Annotated in this window: 21 protein-coding genes; 15 read left to right on the forward strand and 6 right to left on the reverse strand. The window is 38.4% G+C overall.

From position 1 onward, the window contains the following. Positions 1-126: 126 nt before the first annotated feature. Positions 127-2,001 carry an SUMF1/EgtB/PvdO family nonheme iron enzyme gene (locus BTO22_RS12150; protein WP_105055747.1) on the reverse strand — a complete coding sequence of 625 codons (1,875 nt, stop codon included), beginning with the start codon at positions 1,999-2,001 and terminating at the stop codon, positions 127-129. A 516-nt stretch (positions 2,002-2,517) separates the two neighbouring features. Here BTO22_RS12150 and BTO22_RS12155 point away from each other — a divergent pair. The 12 genes from BTO22_RS12155 (at position 2,518) to BTO22_RS12210 (ending at position 14,986) form a co-directional block, all read left to right on the forward strand. Continuing rightward, positions 2,518-3,297: a helix-turn-helix transcriptional regulator gene (locus BTO22_RS12155; protein ID WP_105055748.1), complete on the forward strand. Its 780-nt coding sequence runs from the start codon at positions 2,518-2,520 to the stop codon at positions 3,295-3,297. Positions 3,298-3,442: 145 nt separating this feature from the next. Beyond that, positions 3,443-6,601: a bifunctional proline dehydrogenase/L-glutamate gamma-semialdehyde dehydrogenase PutA gene (gene putA / locus BTO22_RS12160; RefSeq protein ID WP_105055749.1), complete on the forward strand. Its 3,159-nt coding sequence runs from the start codon at positions 3,443-3,445 to the stop codon at positions 6,599-6,601. A 14-nt stretch (positions 6,602-6,615) separates the two neighbouring features. Continuing rightward, positions 6,616-7,323 carry an aldehyde dehydrogenase family protein gene (locus tag BTO22_RS12165; protein ID WP_105055750.1) on the forward strand — a complete coding sequence of 236 codons (708 nt, stop codon included), beginning with the start codon at positions 6,616-6,618 and terminating at the stop codon, positions 7,321-7,323. Positions 7,324-7,439: 116 nt separating this feature from the next. After that, positions 7,440-8,936, forward strand: coding sequence for a sodium/proline symporter PutP (putP, locus tag BTO22_RS12170; RefSeq protein ID WP_105055751.1), 1,497 nt, complete (start codon positions 7,440-7,442; stop codon positions 8,934-8,936). Positions 8,937-9,093: 157 nt separating this feature from the next. Then, positions 9,094-9,453, forward strand: a complete 360-nt coding sequence (locus BTO22_RS12175) for a glutathione S-transferase N-terminal domain-containing protein (RefSeq protein WP_105055752.1) — start codon at positions 9,094-9,096, stop codon at positions 9,451-9,453. A gap of 272 nt (positions 9,454-9,725) precedes the next feature. Further along, positions 9,726-9,953: a hypothetical protein gene (locus BTO22_RS12180; protein WP_005423266.1), complete on the forward strand. Its 228-nt coding sequence runs from the start codon at positions 9,726-9,728 to the stop codon at positions 9,951-9,953. 246 nt (positions 9,954-10,199) lie between these two features. Continuing rightward, positions 10,200-11,105, forward strand: coding sequence for a siderophore ABC transporter substrate-binding protein (locus BTO22_RS12185; RefSeq protein ID WP_105055753.1), 906 nt, complete (start codon positions 10,200-10,202; stop codon positions 11,103-11,105). 73 nt (positions 11,106-11,178) lie between these two features. After that, the gene (gene vctD, locus BTO22_RS12190) at positions 11,179-12,114 is read left to right on the forward strand and encodes an iron chelate uptake ABC transporter permease subunit VctD (protein ID WP_105055754.1); all 936 of its coding nucleotides are present in this window, start codon (positions 11,179-11,181) and stop codon (positions 12,112-12,114) included. Then, a complete protein-coding gene (locus BTO22_RS12195) occupies positions 12,107-13,057 on the forward strand; it encodes an iron chelate uptake ABC transporter family permease subunit (protein WP_105055755.1) in 951 nt (316 codons plus the stop codon). The genes vctD and BTO22_RS12195 overlap by 8 nt, the downstream gene beginning before the upstream one ends. An 8-nt stretch (positions 13,058-13,065) precedes the next feature. Then, positions 13,066-13,827 (forward strand): iron chelate ABC transporter ATP-binding protein VctC, encoded by a 762-nt coding sequence (vctC, locus tag BTO22_RS12200; protein ID WP_105055756.1) that lies wholly within the window; start codon positions 13,066-13,068, stop codon positions 13,825-13,827. A gap of 11 nt (positions 13,828-13,838) precedes the next feature. After that, entirely contained in the window at positions 13,839-14,633 is a 795-nt protein-coding gene (locus BTO22_RS12205) for a siderophore-interacting protein (RefSeq protein WP_105055757.1), read from the forward strand. 83 nt (positions 14,634-14,716) lie between these two features. After that, on the forward strand, positions 14,717-14,986 hold the full coding sequence (locus BTO22_RS12210; RefSeq protein WP_105055758.1) for a YdcH family protein: 270 nt from the start codon (positions 14,717-14,719) through the stop codon (positions 14,984-14,986). A gap of 260 nt (positions 14,987-15,246) precedes the next feature. Here BTO22_RS12210 and BTO22_RS12215 read toward each other — a convergent pair whose 3' ends face one another. From BTO22_RS12215 to BTO22_RS12230, 4 genes are all read right to left on the reverse strand, one after another. After that, positions 15,247-16,143 carry a DMT family transporter gene (locus BTO22_RS12215; protein WP_105055759.1) on the reverse strand — a complete coding sequence of 299 codons (897 nt, stop codon included), beginning with the start codon at positions 16,141-16,143 and terminating at the stop codon, positions 15,247-15,249. 122 nt (positions 16,144-16,265) lie between these two features. Next, positions 16,266-16,712 carry a copper chaperone PCu(A)C gene (locus BTO22_RS12220; protein WP_105055760.1) on the reverse strand — a complete coding sequence of 149 codons (447 nt, stop codon included), beginning with the start codon at positions 16,710-16,712 and terminating at the stop codon, positions 16,266-16,268. A gap of 29 nt (positions 16,713-16,741) precedes the next feature. Further along, positions 16,742-17,299 carry an SCO family protein gene (locus BTO22_RS12225; RefSeq protein ID WP_105055761.1) on the reverse strand — a complete coding sequence of 186 codons (558 nt, stop codon included), beginning with the start codon at positions 17,297-17,299 and terminating at the stop codon, positions 16,742-16,744. Continuing rightward, the gene (locus tag BTO22_RS12230; RefSeq protein WP_105055762.1) at positions 17,296-17,736 is read right to left on the reverse strand and encodes a hypothetical protein; all 441 of its coding nucleotides are present in this window, start codon (positions 17,734-17,736) and stop codon (positions 17,296-17,298) included. The genes BTO22_RS12225 and BTO22_RS12230 overlap by 4 nt, the downstream gene beginning before the upstream one ends. Positions 17,737-17,853: 117 nt before the next feature. On the opposite strand from BTO22_RS12230, the gene BTO22_RS12235 reads away from it, so the two are divergent. The 3 genes from BTO22_RS12235 to focA all read left to right on the forward strand — a co-directional run bounded on the left by BTO22_RS12235 (position 17,854) and on the right by focA (position 19,686). After that, positions 17,854-18,423: a DNA-3-methyladenine glycosylase I gene (locus BTO22_RS12235; RefSeq protein WP_105055763.1), complete on the forward strand. Its 570-nt coding sequence runs from the start codon at positions 17,854-17,856 to the stop codon at positions 18,421-18,423. Between the two features lie 60 nt (positions 18,424-18,483). Continuing rightward, complete coding sequence (locus tag BTO22_RS12240) at positions 18,484-18,669, forward strand: hypothetical protein (RefSeq protein WP_105055764.1); 186 nt, start codon at positions 18,484-18,486, stop codon at positions 18,667-18,669. 168 nt (positions 18,670-18,837) lie between these two features. After that, positions 18,838-19,686, forward strand: coding sequence for a formate transporter FocA (gene focA, locus BTO22_RS12245; protein ID WP_105055765.1), 849 nt, complete (start codon positions 18,838-18,840; stop codon positions 19,684-19,686). 92 nt (positions 19,687-19,778) lie between these two features. Here the strand turns inward: focA and BTO22_RS12250 are convergent, their stop codons facing one another. Next, entirely contained in the window at positions 19,779-22,826 is a 3,048-nt protein-coding gene (locus BTO22_RS12250; protein WP_105055766.1) for an efflux RND transporter permease subunit, read from the reverse strand.

Genomic DNA, 22,826 nt, shown 5'->3' on the forward strand with positions numbered 1-22,826 from the left:
GCAATGACGGAATAAAAATTTAAAGTATGGAGGTTAAAAAAACGGTGTTCATTATGTAATGCCACTCGCCCTTAAGCGAGTGGCATTACTGTTAATCAGCGGCTTTATATTCTTATTTTAAGTTATCTACAAAGAACGAACTATACGGAAACCTGTGTAGTTAGCACTTGTTGATGGTGATAGTTCCAGTGATTCATACACTTTTGCTTTGGTTGGTGCAAAGTTCCATGCTCCACCGCGAACAACGCCAGATTTTGTGCTTGTCCATTCCCAAACGTTTCCCGCTGTATCATAAATACCATAAGGGTTAGCACCAAAACTAGCTACAGGAGAGGTAGATTTGTTTGCCCAAGAAGAACCGCCCCAGCCAGTATTTGCGTTACCAGAGCCAATGTCTGAGCCCCACCAGTAAGCATCTTTACTACCTGCGCGAGCAGCCACCTCCCATTGTGCTTCAGAGGGTAATGCATAAGTAAAACCAGTTTGCTTTGTTAACCAATGCGCATAAGTTTCTGCATCTACTTTAGATATACATACCGCAGGTGCATTTTTTGATTGCTCAAAGCCCGGTTTACGCCAGTTTTGGTTTTGATGACGTTTCGTTTCACCGTCATTGATAGCATTACAGCCTGCGCCTTTCTCGGCTTCAGTGATGTAGCCAGTGCTCGCAACAAATGCATTAAATTGATTTACGGTAACAGGAGTCGCTGCAATTGAGTATGCTTTTGAAATGTTAATGTCTTGCTTGGCATTTTCACCGATATGATAATTACCAGAACCAATAACAACCATTTGTGGTGCTTGTTGATTATTAGTTAGAAGATCTGCAAATTTCTTTCCAGGCTTTGGGCGGTTCTCTTGAGTTTTAAGTTCAGCCCAAACGGTCATGTCTTTAGATAAAGTCATTTGGCGGCTATATGGTTCGAACCCTGATTTTTCAACAGTTACTTGGTGCTGACCAGCAGGAAGCATTACATCAACAGGTGTGCTGCCGTAGTTAACGCCGTTAACCGTTACATTGTCGTCATGACGATTGGAGCGAATAGTGATAGCAACCCATTTTTTCTCTTTTTTGATTTTATCATTAGAGGCTTGAGTTGTGCCTTGCTCGATACAATAGCGATTTTCTAAACCAAGCAGTTGACATGCTGCCGTTGAATTTGGTCGAGCGCGTAGAGACGCCTGAAGTTTAGTGGTGTAGCGGTTGCTGCCATTAAAGCCGCTGTCAATGATAGCGCTATCTAATACGTGAATATTTAATGACACATTATCAACATGTTGTTTTACAGTATCCATTTCAGTGAAACCGTTGATCAACTGTTGTTGGAAGTTATTAACCGCTTTTTGCATGCTTAGCGTTTTGCCTTGGCTTGCACAAGCGTTTAATGTCATGGACATCTTACAAGTAATAGTGTGAACAACATCCAGAGTATCTTGTGCTGCTAATTCTTCTTGTAGGCGAAGAACACGAGCTTCTTGACGAGATTCACCTAGAATTTCCAGTTCATCTAGAGAGCGTTGTTTTTTTGTGCTGCTTTCTTTAAGTACGCGACTTTGTTCTTGAATATCTTGTTGAATCGCTAGTTTAGCAACTTGGTTTTCTTTTACTTCTTTCCAAGAGTCTTGATACTGTTTTTGAAAAGGTGTGATATCAAGATCAGGATCATCAATCATGCGGTTGTATTGATCATCCAAGTTACGTTGAGCAAGTTTACGTTTAGCATCTAATTGACCTGCTTTTTTATCTAAAGCGTCGCTTTGGTTACGTAAATCACGCAATTGATTCTGGTTGTTGGCTACTGTGTTTTCTAGTTGCTTAACTTCACTGCGTTTATTTGTTAGCTTGGCATCAATTGAAGCAACAGAATCAACCGCAGGAGCAGTAGATTGAGTGTCAGTATTAGCAAGCGCAACAGAGGTAAAAAGTGCCGGCGATAACAGTAGTGCTAGAGCGGGTAGTCCTTTACGGTTCATAATTTTTCTGCTTTTAATATTAGACATAAATAAATTTTCATTCGGAAATTAGTGAATTAACGGTATCTGCATAGCTAACAGGCTGAGCATATGGTTACTTAGCTCAGAGCACATCCATGACGGTTAATCGTATATCGATACTGATCTGCTTAGACCATTAATAATAAAAATCTAAGCAGATGAGTATCAGTTATTCATAATTTTAACACTAATTATTAAAGCAATTTTTATACCAGATGTTCGTATCATAAAAAGAGATAGGTGAGATTTTTCTTGATCATCGTTTTGGAATATTAGAAGCATGATCAAGGTTAAAAATGGGATATCATTTTCTTAAAGGTGAGGTTGGTCGTTAATTGCATGAAAAGTAATGATTTTTATATTTGTAATGTCATTTTTTATTAAAGTGATTAATTGAGTTTACATAAGCTGTATTATAGATAAACCTGATCATGCTTTCGATAGTGAATTCAGAATAGATTGTTATTATGATCTTCGTTACACTCTTAATACGAAAATAAACAGTATATAAATGGATTTCTCATGGTTTTGGATTGGATTTCACCGGCACAAATTATCATGCTGCCGGAAGAAAGAGAGTTACATGCACACGAGCATCATCAATTAGTAATTGGATTAAAGGGACAATCTGAATTTGAGATTAATGGCGAAAGCAGCGTAATTTCCTCCGGTAGAGTTGGTGTTATCCCTTCTCATCAGCACCATTCTTTTTCAAGTTTGTATCAATCAGAAATCTTAGTACTTAATTTTCCTCAATATTTTCAAGATGAAGAGCTTGCTTCCCGCGTTAATTCCTTATTTGTTAATTCTGGTTATTATCAACTTGATGCGCAAATTCAAAACTTAATCCAGCTACTAGTTTGTGAAATACAAGCTAATCTTGATGATCATCTTTTGAGTAGGGCGTGTAGCGACACCATTATTGCCTTATTACACCGTCATTTAATTGATGAAAATGCTAAACGAAAACAAAATCGCCTAAATGCAGATGTGATCGACAATTTTATAACGCAGCATATCGGAACTAAGATCACAGTTGCTCAGTTGGCAAGCACTGTTTTTCTCGGTGAGAGTCAATTTTATGCCATTTTTAAGCAAGAATTTGGACAAAGCCCTCATCAGTACATTATTGAAAAGCGTATTGATTATGCCAAGCTATTACTTATAAAAAGTAATTTAAGTATTGGTGATATTGCACAGCAAACAGGCTTCTCTAATCAAAGCGCTTTTAGTCATGCCTTTGTAAAGCATAAAGGTTGTTCACCAAGTAAATATCGTTACGCCCACTTTATTCGTAACTGAAAAATACTGATTTTGTTCTCATTTTGTAACCGTATGGACGATTTAGCAATTTAATCATAGGTTTTGACAAGTATTTTATCCAAATAGAAAATAGACTCTTTCGCAATTAGCCTTAATAACGATCCGATTAATAAGAGGAACAGGTATGTTTCAAGCGAAAGATGTATTGTTGTCGTCCATTGTTGATCAACCATTAGCTGCGTTGTGGTCAACCATTTCTCCTCTTTATATGGTAGATGAAGCCAAATGGTTAAAAGAGCTGGTCCCATTAGCTCAACCTAGTGAACATGAAGCTAAGGTGATGCGAGAACAAGCCGCTGAACTTATTCAAAGAGTGCGTAACGATAAACAAGCAGTACAGATGATAGATGCTCTATTATTGGAATATAGCTTAGATACTAAAGAAGGTATCTTATTAATGTGCCTTGCCGAAGCCCTAATGAGGATCCCTGATGCGGCAACGGCAGATGCACTTATTCGTGATAAGTTAAGTGTTGCTGATTGGAAATCACATCTTAAAAATTCAGATTCTACATTTGTGAATGCATCAACTTGGGGGCTGTTACTGACTGGTAAAGTAGTGAGTATGGACGTTAAATCTGATGGTTCACCTTCTAATGCCATTAGTCGTTTAGTTAATAAGTTTTCAGAACCAGTGATCCGTCAAGCAATGAATCAAGCGATGAAGATCATGGGACATCAGTTTGTATTAGGCAGAACGATTGAAGAAGCGCAGAAGAAAGGTAAGCCTATGCGTGATAAAGGCTATACCTATTCATTCGATATGTTAGGAGAGGCAGCATTAACGCAATCTGATGCGCATAAGTATTTTAAAGATTATATTGTGGCAATTGAGAGTGTGGGGCGTGCTGCTAATATTGCAGGCTCTCCTGATCCTACCGTATCTATTAAACTATCGGCGTTGCACCCTCGTTATGAAATGGCGAATAAAGCCCGTGTAATGGGAGAAATGTGTGAGTCAGTCTTACAGCTTCTTGAACGTGCTCGTGAATTAGATGTAGGTATCACGATTGATGCAGAAGAAGCCGATCGTTTAGAATTGTCGCTAGAATTATTTGAAAAACTGTATAGCAGCGATATCGTTAAAGGCTGGGGTAAATTTGGTATTGTCGTTCAAGCGTATTCAAAACGCGCACTACCAGTGCTGGTTTGGTTAACCGCGTTAGCAAAAGAGCAGGGTGATTCGATCCCACTTCGCTTAGTAAAAGGAGCATATTGGGATACAGAATTAAAAATATCACAGCAATTTGGTTTTGCTCGTTACCCTGTATTTACAAGAAAAGAGGCGACAGATGTTTCTTACCTTGCTTGTGCTCGTTATCTATTAAGCGATCACGTTAAAGGCAATATTTTTCCTCAGTTTGCCAGTCATAATGCACACACTGTGGCAGCGATTGCTTCTATGGCAACGCATGATGAGTTCGAATTCCAGCGCTTACATGGCATGGGGGATGCGTTATACGATCATGCTATGGATATGTTTAACCGCAGCGTGCGAATATATGCGCCAGTGGGGAGTCATAAAGATCTATTGCCGTATTTAGTTCGTCGATTGCTTGAAAATGGAGCAAATAGTTCGTTTGTTCATCGTTTAGTTGATGCAAATTGCCCAATTGAAAGTTTGACAGAGCATCCGGTTGATACTCTATTAGCGTGTCCATCATTAGATAATCAATTAATCCCGTTACCGCCACATATTTTCTCTGATCGTAAAAATTCATATAGCATTAATTTTGATGTAGAGAGTGAAGCTCATCCATTTGAAGTGGCTATAAAAGCGAAAATGAAGACTTATTGGCAGGGGGGGGCTATTGTTAATAATGTTCGAGATTATGAAAGCATGATCAAGGATGGAGAGTCTCGACTTCATGTAATTACGTCTCCGTATGATCGTAGTAATAATGTTGGTTCATTAGTATGGAGTTCACAAGAACAGGTCTCTACAGCATTAACGGTAGCGGATGATTATTTCCCTACATGGCAGAAAACTCCAGTGACAGATCGTGCTGATTATTTGAATGCATTGGCTGATAAACTTGAAGAAAATATGCCTGAACTTGTCGCGTTGTGTCATAAAGAGGCAGGGAAAACCATTCATGACAGTATCGATGAAGTTCGTGAAGCGGTGGATTTTTGTCGTTATTACGCGGTTCAAGCAAAACTAAACTTTACTACGCCAGAAACCATTGTCGGTTTTGATGATATCTCACATCAGATAGCACGCCAAGGTCGTGGGGTATTTGTATGTATTAGCCCATGGAATTTCCCGCTTGCGATTTTCTTAGGTCAAGTCGTTGCTGCATTGGTTGCTGGTAATACTGTGGTTGCAAAGCCCGCGGAACAAACCTCATTAATTGCAGTGCGGTCGATTGAACTCTTATTAGAGACAGGAATTGCACCACAAGTTGTTCACTTACTCCCTGGGGATGGTAGAACGGTAGGTGCCCCATTAACGTCAGATCATCGCGTTGCCGGTGTTGCCTTTACGGGATCAACAGAAACGGCTCAGTTAATTAATCGCACATTGGCTAATCGCACATTTGAAAGTGAAGGTGTTTCGCCAGTTCCATTTATTGCGGAAACGGGTGGTCAAAATGCCATGATAGTTGATAGCACAGCATTACCAGAGCAAGTCGTTCGAGATGTTGTTCGTTCCGCTTTTGCTTCTGCTGGTCAACGTTGCTCAGCACTTCGAGTATTGTTTGTTCAAGAAGATATTGCCGAACGTATTATTAATTTAATTAAAGGTGCGATGACTGAGCTGAGTGTCGGCTTACCAGAGCTTCATAGCACTGATGTTGGTCCAGTGATTGATGCAAAAGCAAAAGAAAAGCTATTCGCGCATATTCAGCGAATGACAAAAGAAGGAAAACTTATAGCTCAAGCGACACTGCCTGATTGGTCAGAAAAAGGTGATTTTGTACCACCAAGCGCATTTGAAATTGATTCTATTAATCAGTTAGAAAATGAACAATTTGGTCCAATACTCCATATTGTGCGTTTTAAAGCGAGTGAATTAGATCAAATGGTTACAGATATAAATGCAACAGGATTTGGCTTAACAATGGGAATTCATAGTCGTAATGAAGTGACTTACAGCCGCATTGAGAAAAGTATTAAGGTAGGCAACTGTTATATCAACCGTGATCAAGTTGGAGCGGTTGTTGGAGTACAACCATTTGGTGGGCAAGGGTTATCGGGGACAGGGCCGAAAGCGGGGGGACCACGCTATTTATTCCGTTATACCCAAGCGGTTGTATCTAATTTTGTATCGAATAAATGAGAAAGGAGAACCTTATGACAACTATTACTCAGATTATTGATTCTGCTCTTTCTCAAGGTCATGCCGAGTGGGCAGAGCATTCATTTTCTCAACGTGTAGAAAAGCTACTTCAATGGTCAAATCATTTAGCTGAACATCCTGATTTTGGTGTACTTGCTGCAAAAATGGTGCACTTTCAATGCCAAAGAGCATTGAATTTGATAGCTGAAACAGAGTTGATGCCGGGGCCAACAGGTGAAAGTAACGAACTCTATACGGCTCCAAGAGGTGTTTTTTACATCACATCGGATAATAAAGCATCAGTTGTTGCTATTGTTGGGCAAATAACTGCGGCATTGGCCGCTGGAAACGCTATTATTGTTGCCCTTCAAAATGAGGAGGCAATGATTGCCTCTGTGATCGTTGAAGGTTTGCATCAAGCAAATGTGCCTAAATTAACGGTTCAACAGGTAAATGCCACAGAAACAGATGTTGATGATGTTCGATTAGCGGGGGTTTGCTTTGTAGGAAGTAAACAAAAAGAAATAGAGCTTAATCAACAATTAGCAAAACGAGATGGATTATTAGCGCAATTGATCGCAGAAACAGATCAAGAACGTTTAGCAAACATTACTGACCCCCATTTTGTTCTACGCTTTATTACAGAGCGTACTCGAACAATAAATGTGACAGCAGTCGGCGGTAACGCAACTCTGCTAGAACTTGGAGGCGGTAACCACTAAAAAGTTAATAATTAAATGCCCCATCGTCGTTATTGCGCCATAACAATAGGGCCTTGATGCTCATACATAGTAGTAACGACGTTAAATTTACTGCCAAATCAAATAAAGGAAATAAAATGATAGAAAATAATTTTGCCATTACAGGTACGTTTATCGCCTACCTGATAATGATGCTTGCCATTGGTGTATACGCATATAAGCGAACGAGTAGTTCATCAGATTACTTTTTAGGTGGTCGTACATTAGGTCCTTGGCCTGCGGCATTGTCTGCAGGTGCTTCTGATATGAGTGGCTGGTTGTTGCTTGGTTTACCTGGATACGCTTATGCGGCAGGACTTGAGTCATTATGGCTTGCTGGTGGTTTATTATTAGGAACGTGGTTGAATTGGCTGATTTGTGCTAAACGTTTAAGAACGTACAGTATCACAACCGATGATGCGCTTACTTTACCTGAATTTTTATCTCGTCGCTTTAATGATAATTCAAAACTTATCCAGACAATTTCTGCATTGTTTATTCTTCTTTTCTTCCTTTTCTATACGAGTTCAGGTTTAGTTGCTGGCGGTAAGTTATTTGAAACTGTATTCGGTCTTGATTACAAAGTTGCGGTCGTGATCGGAACGCTTTGTGTTGTATCGTACACTTTATTTGGTGGATTCTTAGCGGTAGCTTGGACAGATTTAGTTCAAGGATTATTAATGTCTGCTGCATTAATGATTGTTCCAATCGCAGCAATGCAAGGTGGCTTTGGCCAACTAAGTTCAGATTTAACAGCCATCAATCCAGAGTTGATGACATTATGGACAGGCATGGATGGTAACCCATTAAGTATGGTTGCGATTGTTTCTTTGGTTGCTTGGGGTTTAGGCTATTTTGGTCAGCCGCATATTTTAGCTCGTTTCCTTGCGTCTCGTACAAATAGAGAATTAACAACGGCTCGTCGTATTGCTGTTGTTTGGACTGCTCTTTCAATGGCTGGAGCGGTATTGGTTGGCTTAGTTGGTTTGCTTTATGTTAATGGTTCAATGAGTGGTGAAGTGATCGATGGTGAGAAAGTCTTCATGCTATTAGTTAATGCGATTTTCCACCCAGCAATTGCGGGTGTGCTATTAGCCGCGATTTTAGCAGCAATAATGAGTACTGCGGATTCACAACTGCTTGTGTCTTCTTCTGCATTGTCTGAAGATCTATACAAACAATTAGTTAAGAAAGATGCAACAAGCAAAGAAATTGTTAATGTAGGTCGTTTTGCTGTTGTTGGTTTATCCCTGATAGCACTTGCACTAGCGATGAACCCAGACAGTTCGGTACTTGGTTTGGTCTCTTATGCATGGGCTGGCTTTGGTGCTGCGTTTGGTCCTGCTATTATTTTAAGCTTGTACTGGAAAGGCATGAATCGTAACGGCGCACTTGCTGGTATTGTTGTAGGTGGCTTAACTATCGTTATTTGGAAGCAGTTAACGGGTGGTATGTTTGATGTGTACGAAATTGTTCCGGGGATCATCTTTGCCACTGTTGCTATTATCGCAGTAAGTAAACTAACGGGTGAACCAGAAGAAAAAGTTCGTAAGCAACATGAGCAATATAAGCGTAACTTAATTGAATTCGAATAAGCCAATGTAAAAGTGATTTAATATGAAAGCCCCATTTAGAGTTTCCTCTACTTGGGGTTTTTTTGTATGTTCAATGAAATGAAACTGTTACAATCCACGTACTTCAAAAAGAAATAAAAATTATAATCATTAAAATTGCATTACTAGGAGAGTAAACATGAAATTAATTCGTTTCGTGCTTGGAAAAGTCATTTTAGGTTTGGATTGTGTATTTTCACCTTCAGGTGTAAAGCGTGACCCAGCGAAACAAATAGAAATAGACGCAGAAACGGCGAACTATTCACTATACCAATTTGAAGCATGCCCATTTTGCGTCAAGGTTCGTCGAACTATTAAGCGTCAATCGCTAAAGATCGAGCTGCGTAATGCAAAAAATAATGAACAGCATAGATCTGAATTATTAGCGGGTGGAGGACGTGTAAAAGTGCCGTGTTTACGCATTGATAAAGATGGTGAAACAACATGGATGTATGAATCATCAGATATCATGGCTTTTTTAGAAGAAAAATACCCTTAAATCTCATGCGGTTAAGGTAATACTAAAGTATTATAATGAGGCGGGTCTATCTAGGTTCGCTTTTTTTTATGTTTTTTTTATGTGAAGATTTAAGTGTGTTATTTATAAGAATTGATTGTTAATAGTTCTATTACTAATCGTTTTTATTACTTTATGAGACTCAAGTCACAAAAAGCTTGGTTTTAAGTTACGGTTCAGTTAAACTGTCTTACGTGACTTGATTCACAATAAAATAAAAACACATTAGGCTAGTTATTATGGAAAAAATGAGTATGACTCATAAATGGTCAATTAAAAACTGTCCCAAGGATATAGAGAGCCAAGTTTTATCTGTTATTGGACTAATCGATAAGAAAGGTTCTGCATCAGACATGGATCTTTGCAAGATCTTTGGTGAAGTTCTATGGAGTGATGGGAAGTATTTCAATTCTCACGCATTTCGCTTCTTATTTGATCATGAGACTCTTTCATGTGAAGTAACGAAGAGACACTTACACTAAAGTAAACAAGCTATGTATTTTTTAAGGCCATTATTATTCCCCAATAATGGCCTTTTTTAATACTTAAATATTTTATAATTACCTGTCATATCTACTTTTCTATAGCGCACATTGACATTATTTTTTTCTTTATCCCTACATATAGTGCGCCTTTACAATCTTTACTTTTTTATTCTAGCGAATGAGAGTGATTTTCATTATAGTAATAACTTAAATACGAATGGTTATCACTTGAGTGTAAAGAATATGAAAAAAAGTATCGCTACAATGTTATTTGGTTTGATGTTTTCTGCGTCTTCTTATGCAGAAACCATTACCGTTTCTCACCAATTAGGTAAAACGACGCTTGAAACTAAACCTCAGCGTGTGGTTGTTATTGGTACAGGAACATTAGATGCAATTGACTATTTTGGTATTAAACCTGTAGCGGTTACTCAAGCAACGACAATGCCTTCCTATCTTTTGAAGTATAAAGCGAAAGAGTTTGCGTCTTCTGGCAGTTTAAATGAACCGGATTTTGAAACTATTTATATGCAGAATCCAGATGTGATCATTATTGGTTCTCGTGCGGTTAAAGCGTATAAAGAGTTATCTGAAATCGCACCAACAATAGTATTTACCGCTGATTCAAATAGTTATTGGAAAAGCACACAGCAACAATGGCGCATGCTAGGCAATGTCTTTGAAATCCAAGATAAAGTAGAAAAGAAAATTGCTAGTGTAGATACTGAGTTCAAAGCGATTGCTGAACACAACAAAAAAAATAATGTTGCTGCGTTAACAGTAATGAGTGCTGGCGGGAATATCACGACTTTTGGTGCTCACTCACGCTTTTCTTCTATTTATAAAGATTTCGGATTTCAAGAAGCGGTAGAAGGAATTAAAGAATCTCGCCATGGTGATTTAGTTTCTTATGAATTTATCCATGATGTAAATCCATCAAACCTTCTGATTGTAGATAAAGATAAGCTAATTAATAAAGACAAAAGTCGTACACGTGAAGAGTTTGCTAATCCATTGGTTAAAGCTACTGATGCTTATAAAAACGACAGTCTAACTTACCTTGATATTAATGCATGGTACCTAGCAATTGCAGGTGTTACGGCAACAGATCAAATGATTGCTGATGTAAAACAGTCTATTCATCTTTAATTTATTTTTTTATTCTCCTTTAAAGCGTGTTGTTTCTTTGAAATAGCACGTTTTGTGCAGGCTGAGGTTAGCTTTGAAAAAGTTATTGCTTGTTCTTATTGTATTGAGTTTTTCTTCTGTATTTATCGGTGTGGCTGACTTATCTTTGTCGGCCATTTTTCGTGGTGATACAGAAGCGTTAGAGTTACTTGTAGTAAGCCGTTTTCCGCGTTTATTAGCTATATTATTATCAGGTGCAGGTCTGAGTATTGCAGGCTTAATCATGCAACAGATCAGTCAAAACCGATTTGCAGCCCCTTCAACCTCTGGCACCATAGAGTGTGCGATGTTTGGTTATGTTTTGAGCTTAGTTTTCTTTGGACATGGTGATAACTTATTTTTAATCTTTGCTATGGCAATTGGTGGAACGCTTCTTTTCATTCAATTTATTCATCGTATTCAATTTAAAAATGCTATCTATGTACCATTAATTGGTATTATTTTCGGTAATGTAGTCTCTTCTGCTGCGACATTTGTTGCCTACAAATATGATGCAGTTCAAAACCTTTCAGCATGGACCGTGGCTAATTTTGCCAACATTCTTCAAGGCAACTATGAGCTGTTGTATATTGCAGTGCCAATCTCTGTCATCAGTTACTGGTATGCCACTCGTTTATCTGCGGTTGGTATGGGTAAAGATTTCGCTACCAATATTGGTCTGAATTATAAGCAAATCCTATTTCTCGGCATTATTTTAGTTTCAGTTATGTCAGCAACGGTAGTTATGATTGTTGGTCAATTGCCTTTCCTTGGCTTAATAGTTCCAAACTTAGTTGCACAATTTTACGGTGATAATCTACGTAAAAATATCCCATTAACAGCTATTGTTGGCGCGATTCTAATTTTAGTGTGTGATGTAGTAGGCCGTGTGATCATCTTCCCTTATGAAATTCCAATCTCGATGATCATCAGTATTCTTGGCGGCGTAGTGTTTATTTTCTTCATCATGAAAGGAAAGCAAAATGTCTGATTCAATTAAATTAACGGCATTGGCTTTCATTACCGTTTTATTTACGTTTCTGTTTATTGGTATTGGACTTGATGCATCCAATTATGAATACTTTTTATCTCGCCGAGTACCTAAAGTATTAGCGATGATCTTAGCCAGTATTGCGATTGCACAGTCATCTTTGGTATTTCAAACCATTACGCATAACCGTATTTTGACACCAAGTATTATGGGTTTTGATGCTTTGTATTTGATGACACAAGTTCTCGTTGTCGTGATCTTTGGTAGTTTCAGTGTATTTCTATTAAATCCTTTCGTTAACTTTGCAATGTCAGTTGTGATAATGGTCGGTTTTTCCCTATTGTTATTTGGATTTTACTTTAAAAAGAGCAACAGTAATGTAATTACCTTATTATTGCTTGGTGTGATTTTTGGGCAATTATTCTCGAATATATCTTCTTTCTTCATGATGTTGGTTGATCCAAATGATTTTGCGTCGATTCAATCAAGTATGTTTGCGAGCTTTAATAATATTAATAAAGAGTTAGTGTATTTCTGCGTTATTCCTTTATTGCTTATTAGTGGGGTATTGTTCCGAATGTCGGCTATCCTTGATGTATTTTGGCTTGATAATGATAACGCCATAAGTTTAGGTGTTGATGTAAGTAAGGTAACTAAACACGTACTTATTTTAGTGGCGATTCTAATTTCGGTATCTACAGCGTTAGTTGGTCCTGTGATGTTCTTTGGTTTATTAGTGGCAAACTTAGCTAAAGAATTCTTTCATACTTACCGTCATCGAACTTTGTTATTGGGCAGCAGTTTAATGGCGATGTCTATGTTGCTTTCTGGGCAGTGGGCCATCGAAAACATCTTTAAGTTTGAAACAACATTAAGCGTAGTAATTAATTTTATCGGTGGTTTGTATTTTTTATCACTGCTAGTTAGACAAAAAATTCAATAGAGAAACGTATGATTTCATTATCTCAACTATCTAAATCATTTGGTCAACAAAAAGTGGTTGATCAAGCTTCTGCTTCTTTTATTAAAGGTGAAGTGACGTCGATCATTGGACCTAATGGTGCTGGGAAAAGTACCGTACTATCCATGGCAAGCCGCTTATTAGCCAAAGACAGTGGCAGTGTGCTTATTGAAAACCAAGAAGTGGTGGATTGGGATACAAAAGCTTTAGCGAAAAAGTTGGCTGTACTTCGACAGTCAAATAATTTAAACATGCGCTTTACGGTGCGTGAGCTTGTGGCATTTGGACGTTTTCCTTATAGCCAAGGCAAACTAACAAAGCATGATAATGAAGTGATGGATAAGGCGATTAATTATTTGGATCTTGAATCTATTCAGAACAAATACTTAGATCAATTAAGTGGTGGTCAGCGTCAATTGGCCTTTATCGCTATGGTAGTTGCACAAGATACTGATTATGTGTTTTTAGATGAGCCGTTAAATAATCTAGATATTAAGCATTCATTGCAAATCATGAAAAACATTAAAACGCTGGCTCATGAATTAGGAAAAGCCGTAGTGATAGTGATTCATGATATTAACTTCGCGTCGTGTTATTCAGATAACATTGTGGCACTTAAAAAAGGCAAAGTAGTTGCTAACGGCACCGTTGCAGAAGTGATCAGAAAAGACGTGTTATCAGAGATATACGAAACTGAATTTGATATCCATGAAGTTAATGGACAGCGTATTTGTATGTACTACGGTCAATAAAGGATTAAGTAATGAATAAGAAACCCTCACCACGCGTATTAACGGTTATTAATAGTACTCAACTAACTGAAAACATGCAGCGCATTACGTTTAAAGCCAAAGATCTTTCTAATTTTGACATGGAAAGTGAAGGCGGTTACATCAAACTGATGTTTAATGAAAATGGCGGCACGGATCTTTCTGGAATAGAAGAAGGGACTCGACCAATGATGCGTACTTATACTGTTCGCCATTTACGCCAAGCTCAAAATGAGCTAGATGTGGATTTCGTTCGTCATCACCATGCGAATACAGTGATGAGTGCTGAAACAGGCGGCTTTGCTTCTGCTTGGGCTCAGAATGCCGTAAATGGTGATACGATTTCAATCGCAGGTCCTGGTTGTATCAAAGGGCTTAATCATAATGCGGATTGGTTCTTTTTAGTGGCAGATATGACAGCGCTACCTGCTTTGTCTGCAAAGCTTGAAGCACTACCAGCAACAGTGGTAGGCTACGCTGTGATTGAAATTAACCATCAATCAGATAAACAGAAGTTAACTAAGCCACAAGGTGTTGAGGTTGTGTGGGTACTAAAATCTGATACGACTAGCTTAACGGATATTGTGCAATCACAAGAATGGAAAGTAGGCCGAGTTGCTGTATGGAGTGCTTGCGAATTTAATCAAATGAGACAGCTTCGTACGTATTTCCGTAACGAAAAAGAAGTCGATAAAGATGATCTTTATATCAGTAGTTATTGGAAAGAAGGCTGCACTGAAGATGGACATAAAGTGGCAAAGCATGAAGATCAATTAGCGGATGATTAAGATTAACTTTGCGTGATGCACCACATTTCTTTAGATGGATTACACCTATACTGGTAAACAATCTAATAGAAAAGGAAATGCCAATGCTAAATGAAAACCATGCTTTTATCTTAGATTTTCCAGAGCTTAAATTAGACATTGTTCAGCTAAATCATGACGATCCCGCATTCAAAGTTGAACTTCAAAAATACCATCAATTGGATTATGACATTCGAGAGTTAGAGATATCAGGAAGTCCCATTGATGATGAAAACATGAATCAACTTAAACATCAGCGCATGGAGTTAAAAGACATCCTGTATAAGCAGCTGACTAAGCAGCTGACTAAGCATCATGAAATGGTGAGTAACTAATCTCCATTTAATACCAATCGTAGTAAATAACTGATCATCCTAACTGGTTAAAATGCTAGATAACTGCGTTGAAATTTTTGATTGTAGAATAACTACTTATCAAAAAAATTCGTCTTGTTCTCAAGCATTTTTCCTTCGCTAGTCCTGTTCACTTACTTACTGTGATTGGTATAATTCTTCAGTAATAACTAACGAATACCCACAAAAAAGCCGACTTATAGACAGTCGGCTTTCTTATATCATTTTACGACTAATAATAATTACGCTTTGATAAGTAAGCTTGCTTCTTGTTTGGCTTTTTTGGTTTTAATTTGAGCTAAGATCACACCAGAGATAACCATTAACCCGCCCATTAAATGATAGCTCTCAATCTTCTCATCCAACAGGATTGCAGCAAGTGATACAGCAACCACTGGTAGTAAGTTCATGAACATCGCACTTGATTCTGCGCCAATAACATCAATGGCTTTTACCCACATCCAAGGCGCTAAAATAGAAGCGGCAATTGAAGCATACATAATGAGAGGGATAGAACTTTCTGTTGGTAATAAATTCTCGCTAGTTAGCCATAGTGGAGCGAGCATAGCCACTGCAAATACACCTTGCATATAAATTAACTGCCAACTTGTAATTGGCATTTTCCAACGTTTTAGTAATACACAATAAGTTGCGTAGCAAAGCGCAGCAATGACCATTAAACCATCGCCCTCTGTAATAGGTTGATGTAAAAAGAACGTAATATCACCATGACCAAGCATAAAAGTAAGACCTGCCAATGAGATTACCGCACCAACAATACTTAATTTAGAAATACGTTTACCTAATAAAGGTAAGCTAAGAAAAATACTGATTAACGGCACTAAAGAAGTTATCAATGACATGTTAGATGCAGTGGTTGTTAAACCGGCGTAATAGCCTAAAGATTGGTTTAACACCATGCCAAGTAGCGCCAAAAATGCCAATTTAGAAAGGTAAGGGCGAATAACATGACGAGATTTTATGACAGAAGGCAAACAAAATGGAGTCAATAAAAGCATTGCAAATGCCCAACGATAAAAGCTCATAGCACTTGGTTCTATAGCCGATGCAGCCATTTTATTGATGATAGAGTTACCACCCCAGATCAGGACGGTAAATAGAGGTAATAGATAATACATGTGATCTGCATCTCGTTAATAGGTAATGAGATGCAGTTTGACAGGTCTATTAGAATATATATATCTTTAATCAGACATTTTGATTTAGTAGGAAGACATTATGATACTAAACCAGATTACGGCTACATTTTGTGTTTCATTCCAGCCATTACTTTTTTCACTGGTGCTTTGAACTGTTCTTTATCACCATTTTTAAAGTTTAGTGTTACGTCAATAAATTCTTTCTCTTTTAACGGGCCTGTTAATTCAAAAAGCATAATGTGTAATCCACCCGGCTTTAAAACCGTGTCAGCATTCTTTGCAATTGTCATTGATTCAACTTCACGCATTTTCATCATGCCATCAGTTTTTATAACAGTATGCAACTCAACTTTGTTTGCGGCTGAGGTTGTGGCTGATACCAGTGTTCTATCTTTATCCCCGCCATTTTTAATTGTCATGAAGATTGCACTATTTACCGCATTCGGTGGAGTTGCACGTACGTATGGATTCTCAATAACTAACTCACTTTGAGCAAAAGCGGTTGAACTTAGTAACAGTGCACTTAGAGCAAAGATTGTTTTTTTCATTAGATATTCCTTTAAAGGGTTGTGGTCAATTATTGTGAAAGAGAAAGTATTGTTTCTACGATTGGATCTGGCGTCGTGGTGTGGGGTACTTTTGTTATTAATGTACCGTCGGGTTTTAAAAAGTAAAAATAAGAAGAATGGTCAATCGTATATTCTAAAGCAGAGTCTGCGAGCTCTGTTTTATGAAAGATAACGTTATAGCGATCAGCTAATGTTGTTACTGCCTCTATAGATCCAGAGCTACCTTCGATGGAGGAATGAAAGTAGTGAGCGTACTCGGCGGAATGCTCAGGACTGTCCCTTTCAGGATCGAGAGTAATAAATATTGGACGAAATTGAGTTAGTGTGTTGTTGTTTATTTGATTTAATGCTCCAGAAAGCATGGCAAGAGAGGTTGGGCATACATCAGGACAACGAGTAAAGCCAAAATAAACGATGCGGATACGAGGATCACTAAGGTCAAAAAGATCGATTTTTTTATTTTCTAACCCGTAGAGTGTTGAGTCTGCTTTTGAATAGGATAGATAGGTTTGCTTAGCGCCAAATCCTAATAGGATGAGTGCGATAATAAGTATGAATTTTTTCATTGTACGACCTTTAATGAAATAGGAACTGAGTTTGAACCGTTACTGATGCTTCCAACCCATGTCATGGTATTTTGGGTACATATTGGCAATAGAATCTCGCCTTCATAGGTTTGATTTGTTGTTCTATGCAATTGAAAGAGAGGTTTTCCTATTGACATATCAAGCCCCTCAAGAGAAACAATAATATTTTCAGTTGTAGAATTTGGCCAGTTAACGGTAATCGCGCTAGGCTCTAAAGGCGTTAATACGTCTCTTTCTAATCTAATTTGGACGCCGTTTTTTGCGCAAATATCACTAGATAGCTGACAGCTTTCCTCAACAGTGACTTGTGGAGTTAGATGACTTTTTATTAATGTTGTTAATTCTGAGAAGAAGAAACCAATAATGAATAAGGCGATTACCATTAAAATTTTAATTGTAGAAGTAAGCATTTTCATATGGATAATCGTTCAAAGAGAAAGTATGTAAATGGTAACATAAGGTAAATTCTGGATAGAATACTTGTTGTGGTAATGTGAGCTTAGTTAATAACCTAAAGCAAAGGTGAATGAGAAATGAACAAAAAACGATGTGAATGGGCTGAAGTATCGGATCTTGATCGAAATTATCATGATAATGAATGGGGTGTGCCAGTTTACGATGAACGTAAATTATTTGAATTCTTAACCTTAGAAGGCGCACAGGCAGGTTTAAGTTGGTCGACTATTTTAAAGAAACGTGAAGGCTATCAATTGTTATTTGATAATTTTGATATTGTAAAAATCAGCCAGTATGATCAAGTAAAAGTAGAAGCTTTAATGTTAGATGCACGCATTGTACGTAATCGATTAAAAATTAATTCGGTTATTACTAACGCTCATGCATTTATCAAAATCCAAAAAGAGTTTGGTGGCTTCTCTCAGTATCTATGGAGTTATGTTGAGAATAAACCGATTATAAATCATTGGACAACAATGGCTGAAGTACCCGCAACGACAGAGTTGTCGGATAAATTAAGTAAAGACTTAAAGAAGCGTGGTTTCAAATTTGTGGGATCCACTATTTGTTATGCATTTTTACAAGCGACAGGTGTCGTCAATGATCATTTGGTTAATTGTCCTTGTTATGTTAAAAGTAACATATAGATAACATTTAAGTATTGGTGACTTAGATGATGGGAGAGTAATAGAAAGGGAGGGACAATTATGGATAAAAAATCCTTACCAAACTCAGACGAAACAATTATAGAAACTGTGGATATTGATGGGACGTACCAAGAAGAGTTACGTAAAAAGGAAGAACGACGTAATTATCCCTCAAAACCTATCTTGTATGAGAGAAGATTTAAAGAAGATCGTCGTTATAAAGATAAGATAGATATCAAAATATAAATCTTATATTTACTTATTGAGTGTGAACTAGGTCTCGTTTTTTATATTTGTCAGGTCGTTGTAAACTTTCTCATTTTAAATGCTTGCAAGTCCGAAAATCGCTTGTATTCCATACAAAATAGGAGGATTATCCGATTTCCTTTTCACTTGTATCAAAATGTTTCTACTATGAACCAGTTCGACTCTTTATTACCGCCACAAATGGCTGAACGCGCTGCTGAAGTTGGCGTAGCAAAAGCAACTAAAGATCCATTTAAATCATTCTTATTAGCCATTACCGCTGGTATACACATTGGTATTGCTTTTATATTTTATACTACGGTAACCACTGGTGCTGAAGATATGCCTTGGGGGATGACTCACTTTGTTGGTGGTCTAGCTTTTAGTCTTGGCCTGATTTTAGTAGTTGTTACTGGTGGTGAACTATTTACCAGTTCGGTGTTAACATTGGTTGCTCGTGCAAGCGGTAAAATAAGCTGGAAAAGTTTATGCGCTAACTGGGCTGTTGTTTATATTGGTAATTTCATTGGTGCTATGCTGCTAGTTGGCATCATGCTAGTTGCAAAACAATACATGAGTGATGGTGGTGCTGTTGGTATTAATACCATGAAAATTGCACAACATAAATTGCATCACGGTTTTTGGCAGGCGGTTGCGCTAGGCCTTATGTGTAATGTTTTAGTGTGTGTTGGTGTATGGATGACATTCTCAGGTCGTACATTAACGGATAAAATCTTAGTAATGATTCTTCCTGTTGCTATGTTTGTTTCAGCGGGCTTTGAGCACTGTATCGCAAACATGTTTCAAATCCCAATGGCTGTAGGTATCAAAACATTTGCTTCTCCAGAATTCTGGGCTACGAGTGGTTATACAGCATTAGATTTCGCAGATTTAACATTACATAATTTTGTCATTAATAATCTTATCCCTGTGACAATTGGTAATATTATCGGTGGTGGTATCTTCGTTGGTATGGGTTACTGGATCATCTATTTACGTGAGCCAAACCATCATTAATTTGATGCGCTAACTGCTTATGTAGATTTTAGATAAAGGAAAGGAGCGTATTAAACGCTCCTTTTTTATGCCTGTTATTTAGTAATTTTCAATTAGTGGTTTACCTTGATTCTAAAGAACATTGCATAAAAGAGTGGAATAACCACTAATGTCAGTATGGTTGCAAACAACAAACCAAACATAATAGTCACTGCCATACTTTTAAAGAATGGGTCGATAAGCAGGGGAGCAACACCAAGTATGGTTGTTAGTGCTCCGAGTAACACTGGTCTTGCACGGCTTAATGACGCATCAATAATCGCATTATAAGGGTGCTTTCCATTTGCTACTTCAACATCCGCTTGGTCAACAAGTACGATTGCGTTTTTTACCATCATACCAATAAGACTTAAGAACCCAAGTATCGCCATAAACTCAAACGGCGTTTGGAATATGACTAATCCTATTGATACACCAATGATCGCAAGTGGTGCGGTTAACCAAATAACCAATGGTTGACGTAGTGCGTTGAACATGAAAATAACCGCTAAGATCATCGCTGCAAACCCATAAGGTGCCGAAATAACTAATCCTTCATTAGCGTCTTTAGAGGCTTTATATTCCCCGTACCAAATCAATTGGTATCCAGATGGTAGTTCTATTGCTTCAACTTTCTCTCTCACTTGTTTAAAGGCATCAGCAGTCAGTACTCCAGGTGCAGGATCAGCTTGCACTAAAATTGTCGGCATTCTATCAATACGGCGTAGAATCGCATCTTCCCAAACTAAATTTGATGATTCAATTAGTTGGCTTACTGAGATAAAACTGCCGGTTGTTGGGCTAAAGACCTCTGTATTTTCTATCGCACGTTGATGATTACGCTCTGTTTCTGGTGAGCGAGCCACAATCGGAATTAAGTCATTACCTTCACGATAAACGCCAACGTTTCGCCCTGATAATGTCTGAGCGATAGCTTTATTTATCTCTTGTGTGGTTAATCCAAATTGTTGTGCTTTTTCTTCTGAAAACTGAGGACGCAGCACTGGCACTTGTTGACGCCAGTCGTCTTGTACAGCAATCAATTGTGGATCATTAAGCATGATCGCTTTTGCTTGCTCTGCTAATTGGCGCAATACATGGCTATCTGGTCCTTTAAATCCAGCTTCAATTTTTTTACCGCCCCCGCGACCTAGCATGAATTTCCAGACTTTAATCGAGGCATCGGTGTATTTTTCATCAAGCTCTGTTTGTAGCTCAACTAGCAAAGGCGCAATGTTTTTATAATCGTCGATATCAATCAATAACTGACCGTAGCTTGGATTGCGAGCTTCTGGTGAGTAAGTCAGCATAAAACGCAAACCGCCTCCACCAACAAAACTCGTGATGTTCGTGATGCCTTCTTTTTGTTTCACATCTTGTTCTATGACCGCAATAGTTTGCTCTGTGCGCTTAATGTCTGAACCTTGCGGTAAATACACATCAACCACAAATTGAGCGCGTTGAGACTCTGGCATAAAGCCAGGTGGAATATAACGAACACCATAAATAGAAGTAAATAAAACAATCAGTAAAAGGCTTAAGCTGATACCGCGATGCGCTAGTACCCAAGTTAATAATTGACGGTATTGTTGGCTAATACGGCTTGGTGGTGCTTGGTTATCTATTGCTTTCACGGTTAGAAAATCGTGGCATAGCATTGGCGTGATTGTAATCGCAAATACCCAACTTAATAGCATTGAGTATAAAATCACCCAAAACAGAGACCCTGCGTATTCGCCCATGTCTGATGGAGAAAGACCGATAGCACTGAAGGCACAAATACCTACAACCGTACCGCCCAGAAGAGGCCATTTAGTTGCATTAACGACATCTGAAACGATCTCATCACGGCTGTTATTTGGAGTGGTTTGTAAGCGTACTAAAATACCATCTGTCACGACAATCGCATTATCTACCAGCATGCCTAATGCAATGATCAATGCACCCAAAGAGATCCTTTGCATTGCGATGTCTTGGATTAACATGATGCATAATGTACCTGCAACCGTTAGTAGCAAAACAAAGCCAATGATGATGCCTGAGCGTAACCCCATAAATAGCAGTAAGACGACAAATACAATCACAACAGCGGCAATGAGGTTATCAATAAAGTTAGTTACCGACGCACGAACCGAATCCGATTGCATAGAAATGACATTCATCTCTATCCCTAATGGACGTTGACCTTCTAGCTCTGCAATACGCGCTTTTACAGCATCGCCCATATCAACCACGTTACCGCCTGATACGTTTGAAATACCAAAACCCACAGCACGTTCACCGTTGTAGCGAACCAGCATAGAGGTCGGTTCTTGGTAGCCACGAGTAACCGTTGCAATATCAGCTAAACGAAGGACAGTATTACTATCCCCAAGGTTTACTTGTAGGTTATTTAAGTCATTAATTGAGTTAATCCCTGAGTTTGGGATCACAGGAATACGCATTGCATCCGTTTCAATACTTCCGGCAACCGTTACGATGTTTTGCTTTTGTAGTACCTGATACACTTTCTCAGCAGAGACGCCAAATTGTGCCATACGCTCGCTCGACATTTCAACGAAAATGGTTTCTTGGCGCTCGCCTAGTGTTGCTGTTTTTGCAACACCAGGGACAAGAACAAGTTCACGGCGCAAATCATCGACATAATCTTGCAGTTGTTTGTCACTAAAGCCTTCGCCTGTTACGGCAAAGAACAGTGAGTACACATCAGAAAAGTCATCATTAACAATCGATGCGTTTGCTCCTGGTGGTAATAGTCGCTGTGCATCCCCAATTTTACGGCGCAGTTTATCCCATACTTGTTGTAAAGCGGCTTGGCTTTGGGCAAATTCAAGTTTGATTTCAACCGTTACTTCAGACATTCCCTGTTTAGAGACGGATTTAACTTCTTTTACTTCTTGAAGTGATTGAACGGCCCCTTCAATAATGTCGGTCACTTCGTCAGATACTTCTTGGGCAGTAGCACCAGAGTAAGGGGTATTAATGACTGCTTGGCGAATGACAAACTCAGGATCTTCAAAGCGACCTAGTTTTAAGTAGCTTAAATAACCACCAAATAAGATCAGAGTGATAAGCACCCACACTGAGGTACGTTTAGTAATAGTATAACGTGCAATGTCCAT

This window comes from Aliivibrio sifiae, assembly GCF_002954705.1.
Lineage (GTDB): Bacteria > Pseudomonadota > Gammaproteobacteria > Enterobacterales > Vibrionaceae > Aliivibrio > Aliivibrio sifiae_A.

Excerpts from the sequence above, each read along its gene's own strand:
- BTO22_RS12150 (WP_105055747.1), bottom strand. The coding sequence starts at position 2,001 with ATGTCTAATATTAAAAGCAGAAAAATTATGAACCGTAAAGGACTACCC.
- BTO22_RS12155 (WP_105055748.1), top strand. The coding sequence starts at position 2,518 with ATGGTTTTGGATTGGATTTCACCGGCACAAATTATCATGCTGCCGGAA.
- putA (WP_105055749.1), top strand. The coding sequence starts at position 3,443 with ATGTTTCAAGCGAAAGATGTATTGTTGTCGTCCATTGTTGATCAACCA.
- BTO22_RS12165 (WP_105055750.1), top strand. The coding sequence starts at position 6,616 with ATGACAACTATTACTCAGATTATTGATTCTGCTCTTTCTCAAGGTCAT.
- putP (WP_105055751.1), top strand. The coding sequence starts at position 7,440 with ATGATAGAAAATAATTTTGCCATTACAGGTACGTTTATCGCCTACCTG.
- BTO22_RS12175 (WP_105055752.1), top strand. The coding sequence starts at position 9,094 with ATGAAATTAATTCGTTTCGTGCTTGGAAAAGTCATTTTAGGTTTGGAT.
- BTO22_RS12180 (WP_005423266.1), top strand. The coding sequence starts at position 9,726 with ATGACTCATAAATGGTCAATTAAAAACTGTCCCAAGGATATAGAGAGC.
- BTO22_RS12185 (WP_105055753.1), top strand. The coding sequence starts at position 10,200 with ATGAAAAAAAGTATCGCTACAATGTTATTTGGTTTGATGTTTTCTGCG.
- BTO22_RS12195 (WP_105055755.1), top strand. The coding sequence starts at position 12,107 with ATGTCTGATTCAATTAAATTAACGGCATTGGCTTTCATTACCGTTTTA.
- vctC (WP_105055756.1), top strand. The coding sequence starts at position 13,066 with ATGATTTCATTATCTCAACTATCTAAATCATTTGGTCAACAAAAAGTG.
- BTO22_RS12205 (WP_105055757.1), top strand. The coding sequence starts at position 13,839 with ATGAATAAGAAACCCTCACCACGCGTATTAACGGTTATTAATAGTACT.
- BTO22_RS12210 (WP_105055758.1), top strand. The coding sequence starts at position 14,717 with ATGCTAAATGAAAACCATGCTTTTATCTTAGATTTTCCAGAGCTTAAA.
- BTO22_RS12215 (WP_105055759.1), bottom strand. The coding sequence starts at position 16,143 with ATGTATTATCTATTACCTCTATTTACCGTCCTGATCTGGGGTGGTAAC.
- BTO22_RS12220 (WP_105055760.1), bottom strand. The coding sequence starts at position 16,712 with ATGAAAAAAACAATCTTTGCTCTAAGTGCACTGTTACTAAGTTCAACC.
- BTO22_RS12225 (WP_105055761.1), bottom strand. The coding sequence starts at position 17,299 with ATGAAAAAATTCATACTTATTATCGCACTCATCCTATTAGGATTTGGC.
- BTO22_RS12230 (WP_105055762.1), bottom strand. The coding sequence starts at position 17,736 with ATGAAAATGCTTACTTCTACAATTAAAATTTTAATGGTAATCGCCTTA.
- BTO22_RS12235 (WP_105055763.1), top strand. The coding sequence starts at position 17,854 with ATGAACAAAAAACGATGTGAATGGGCTGAAGTATCGGATCTTGATCGA.
- BTO22_RS12240 (WP_105055764.1), top strand. The coding sequence starts at position 18,484 with ATGGATAAAAAATCCTTACCAAACTCAGACGAAACAATTATAGAAACT.
- focA (WP_105055765.1), top strand. The coding sequence starts at position 18,838 with ATGAACCAGTTCGACTCTTTATTACCGCCACAAATGGCTGAACGCGCT.
- BTO22_RS12250 (WP_105055766.1), bottom strand. The coding sequence starts at position 22,826 with ATGGACATTGCACGTTATACTATTACTAAACGTACCTCAGTGTGGGTG.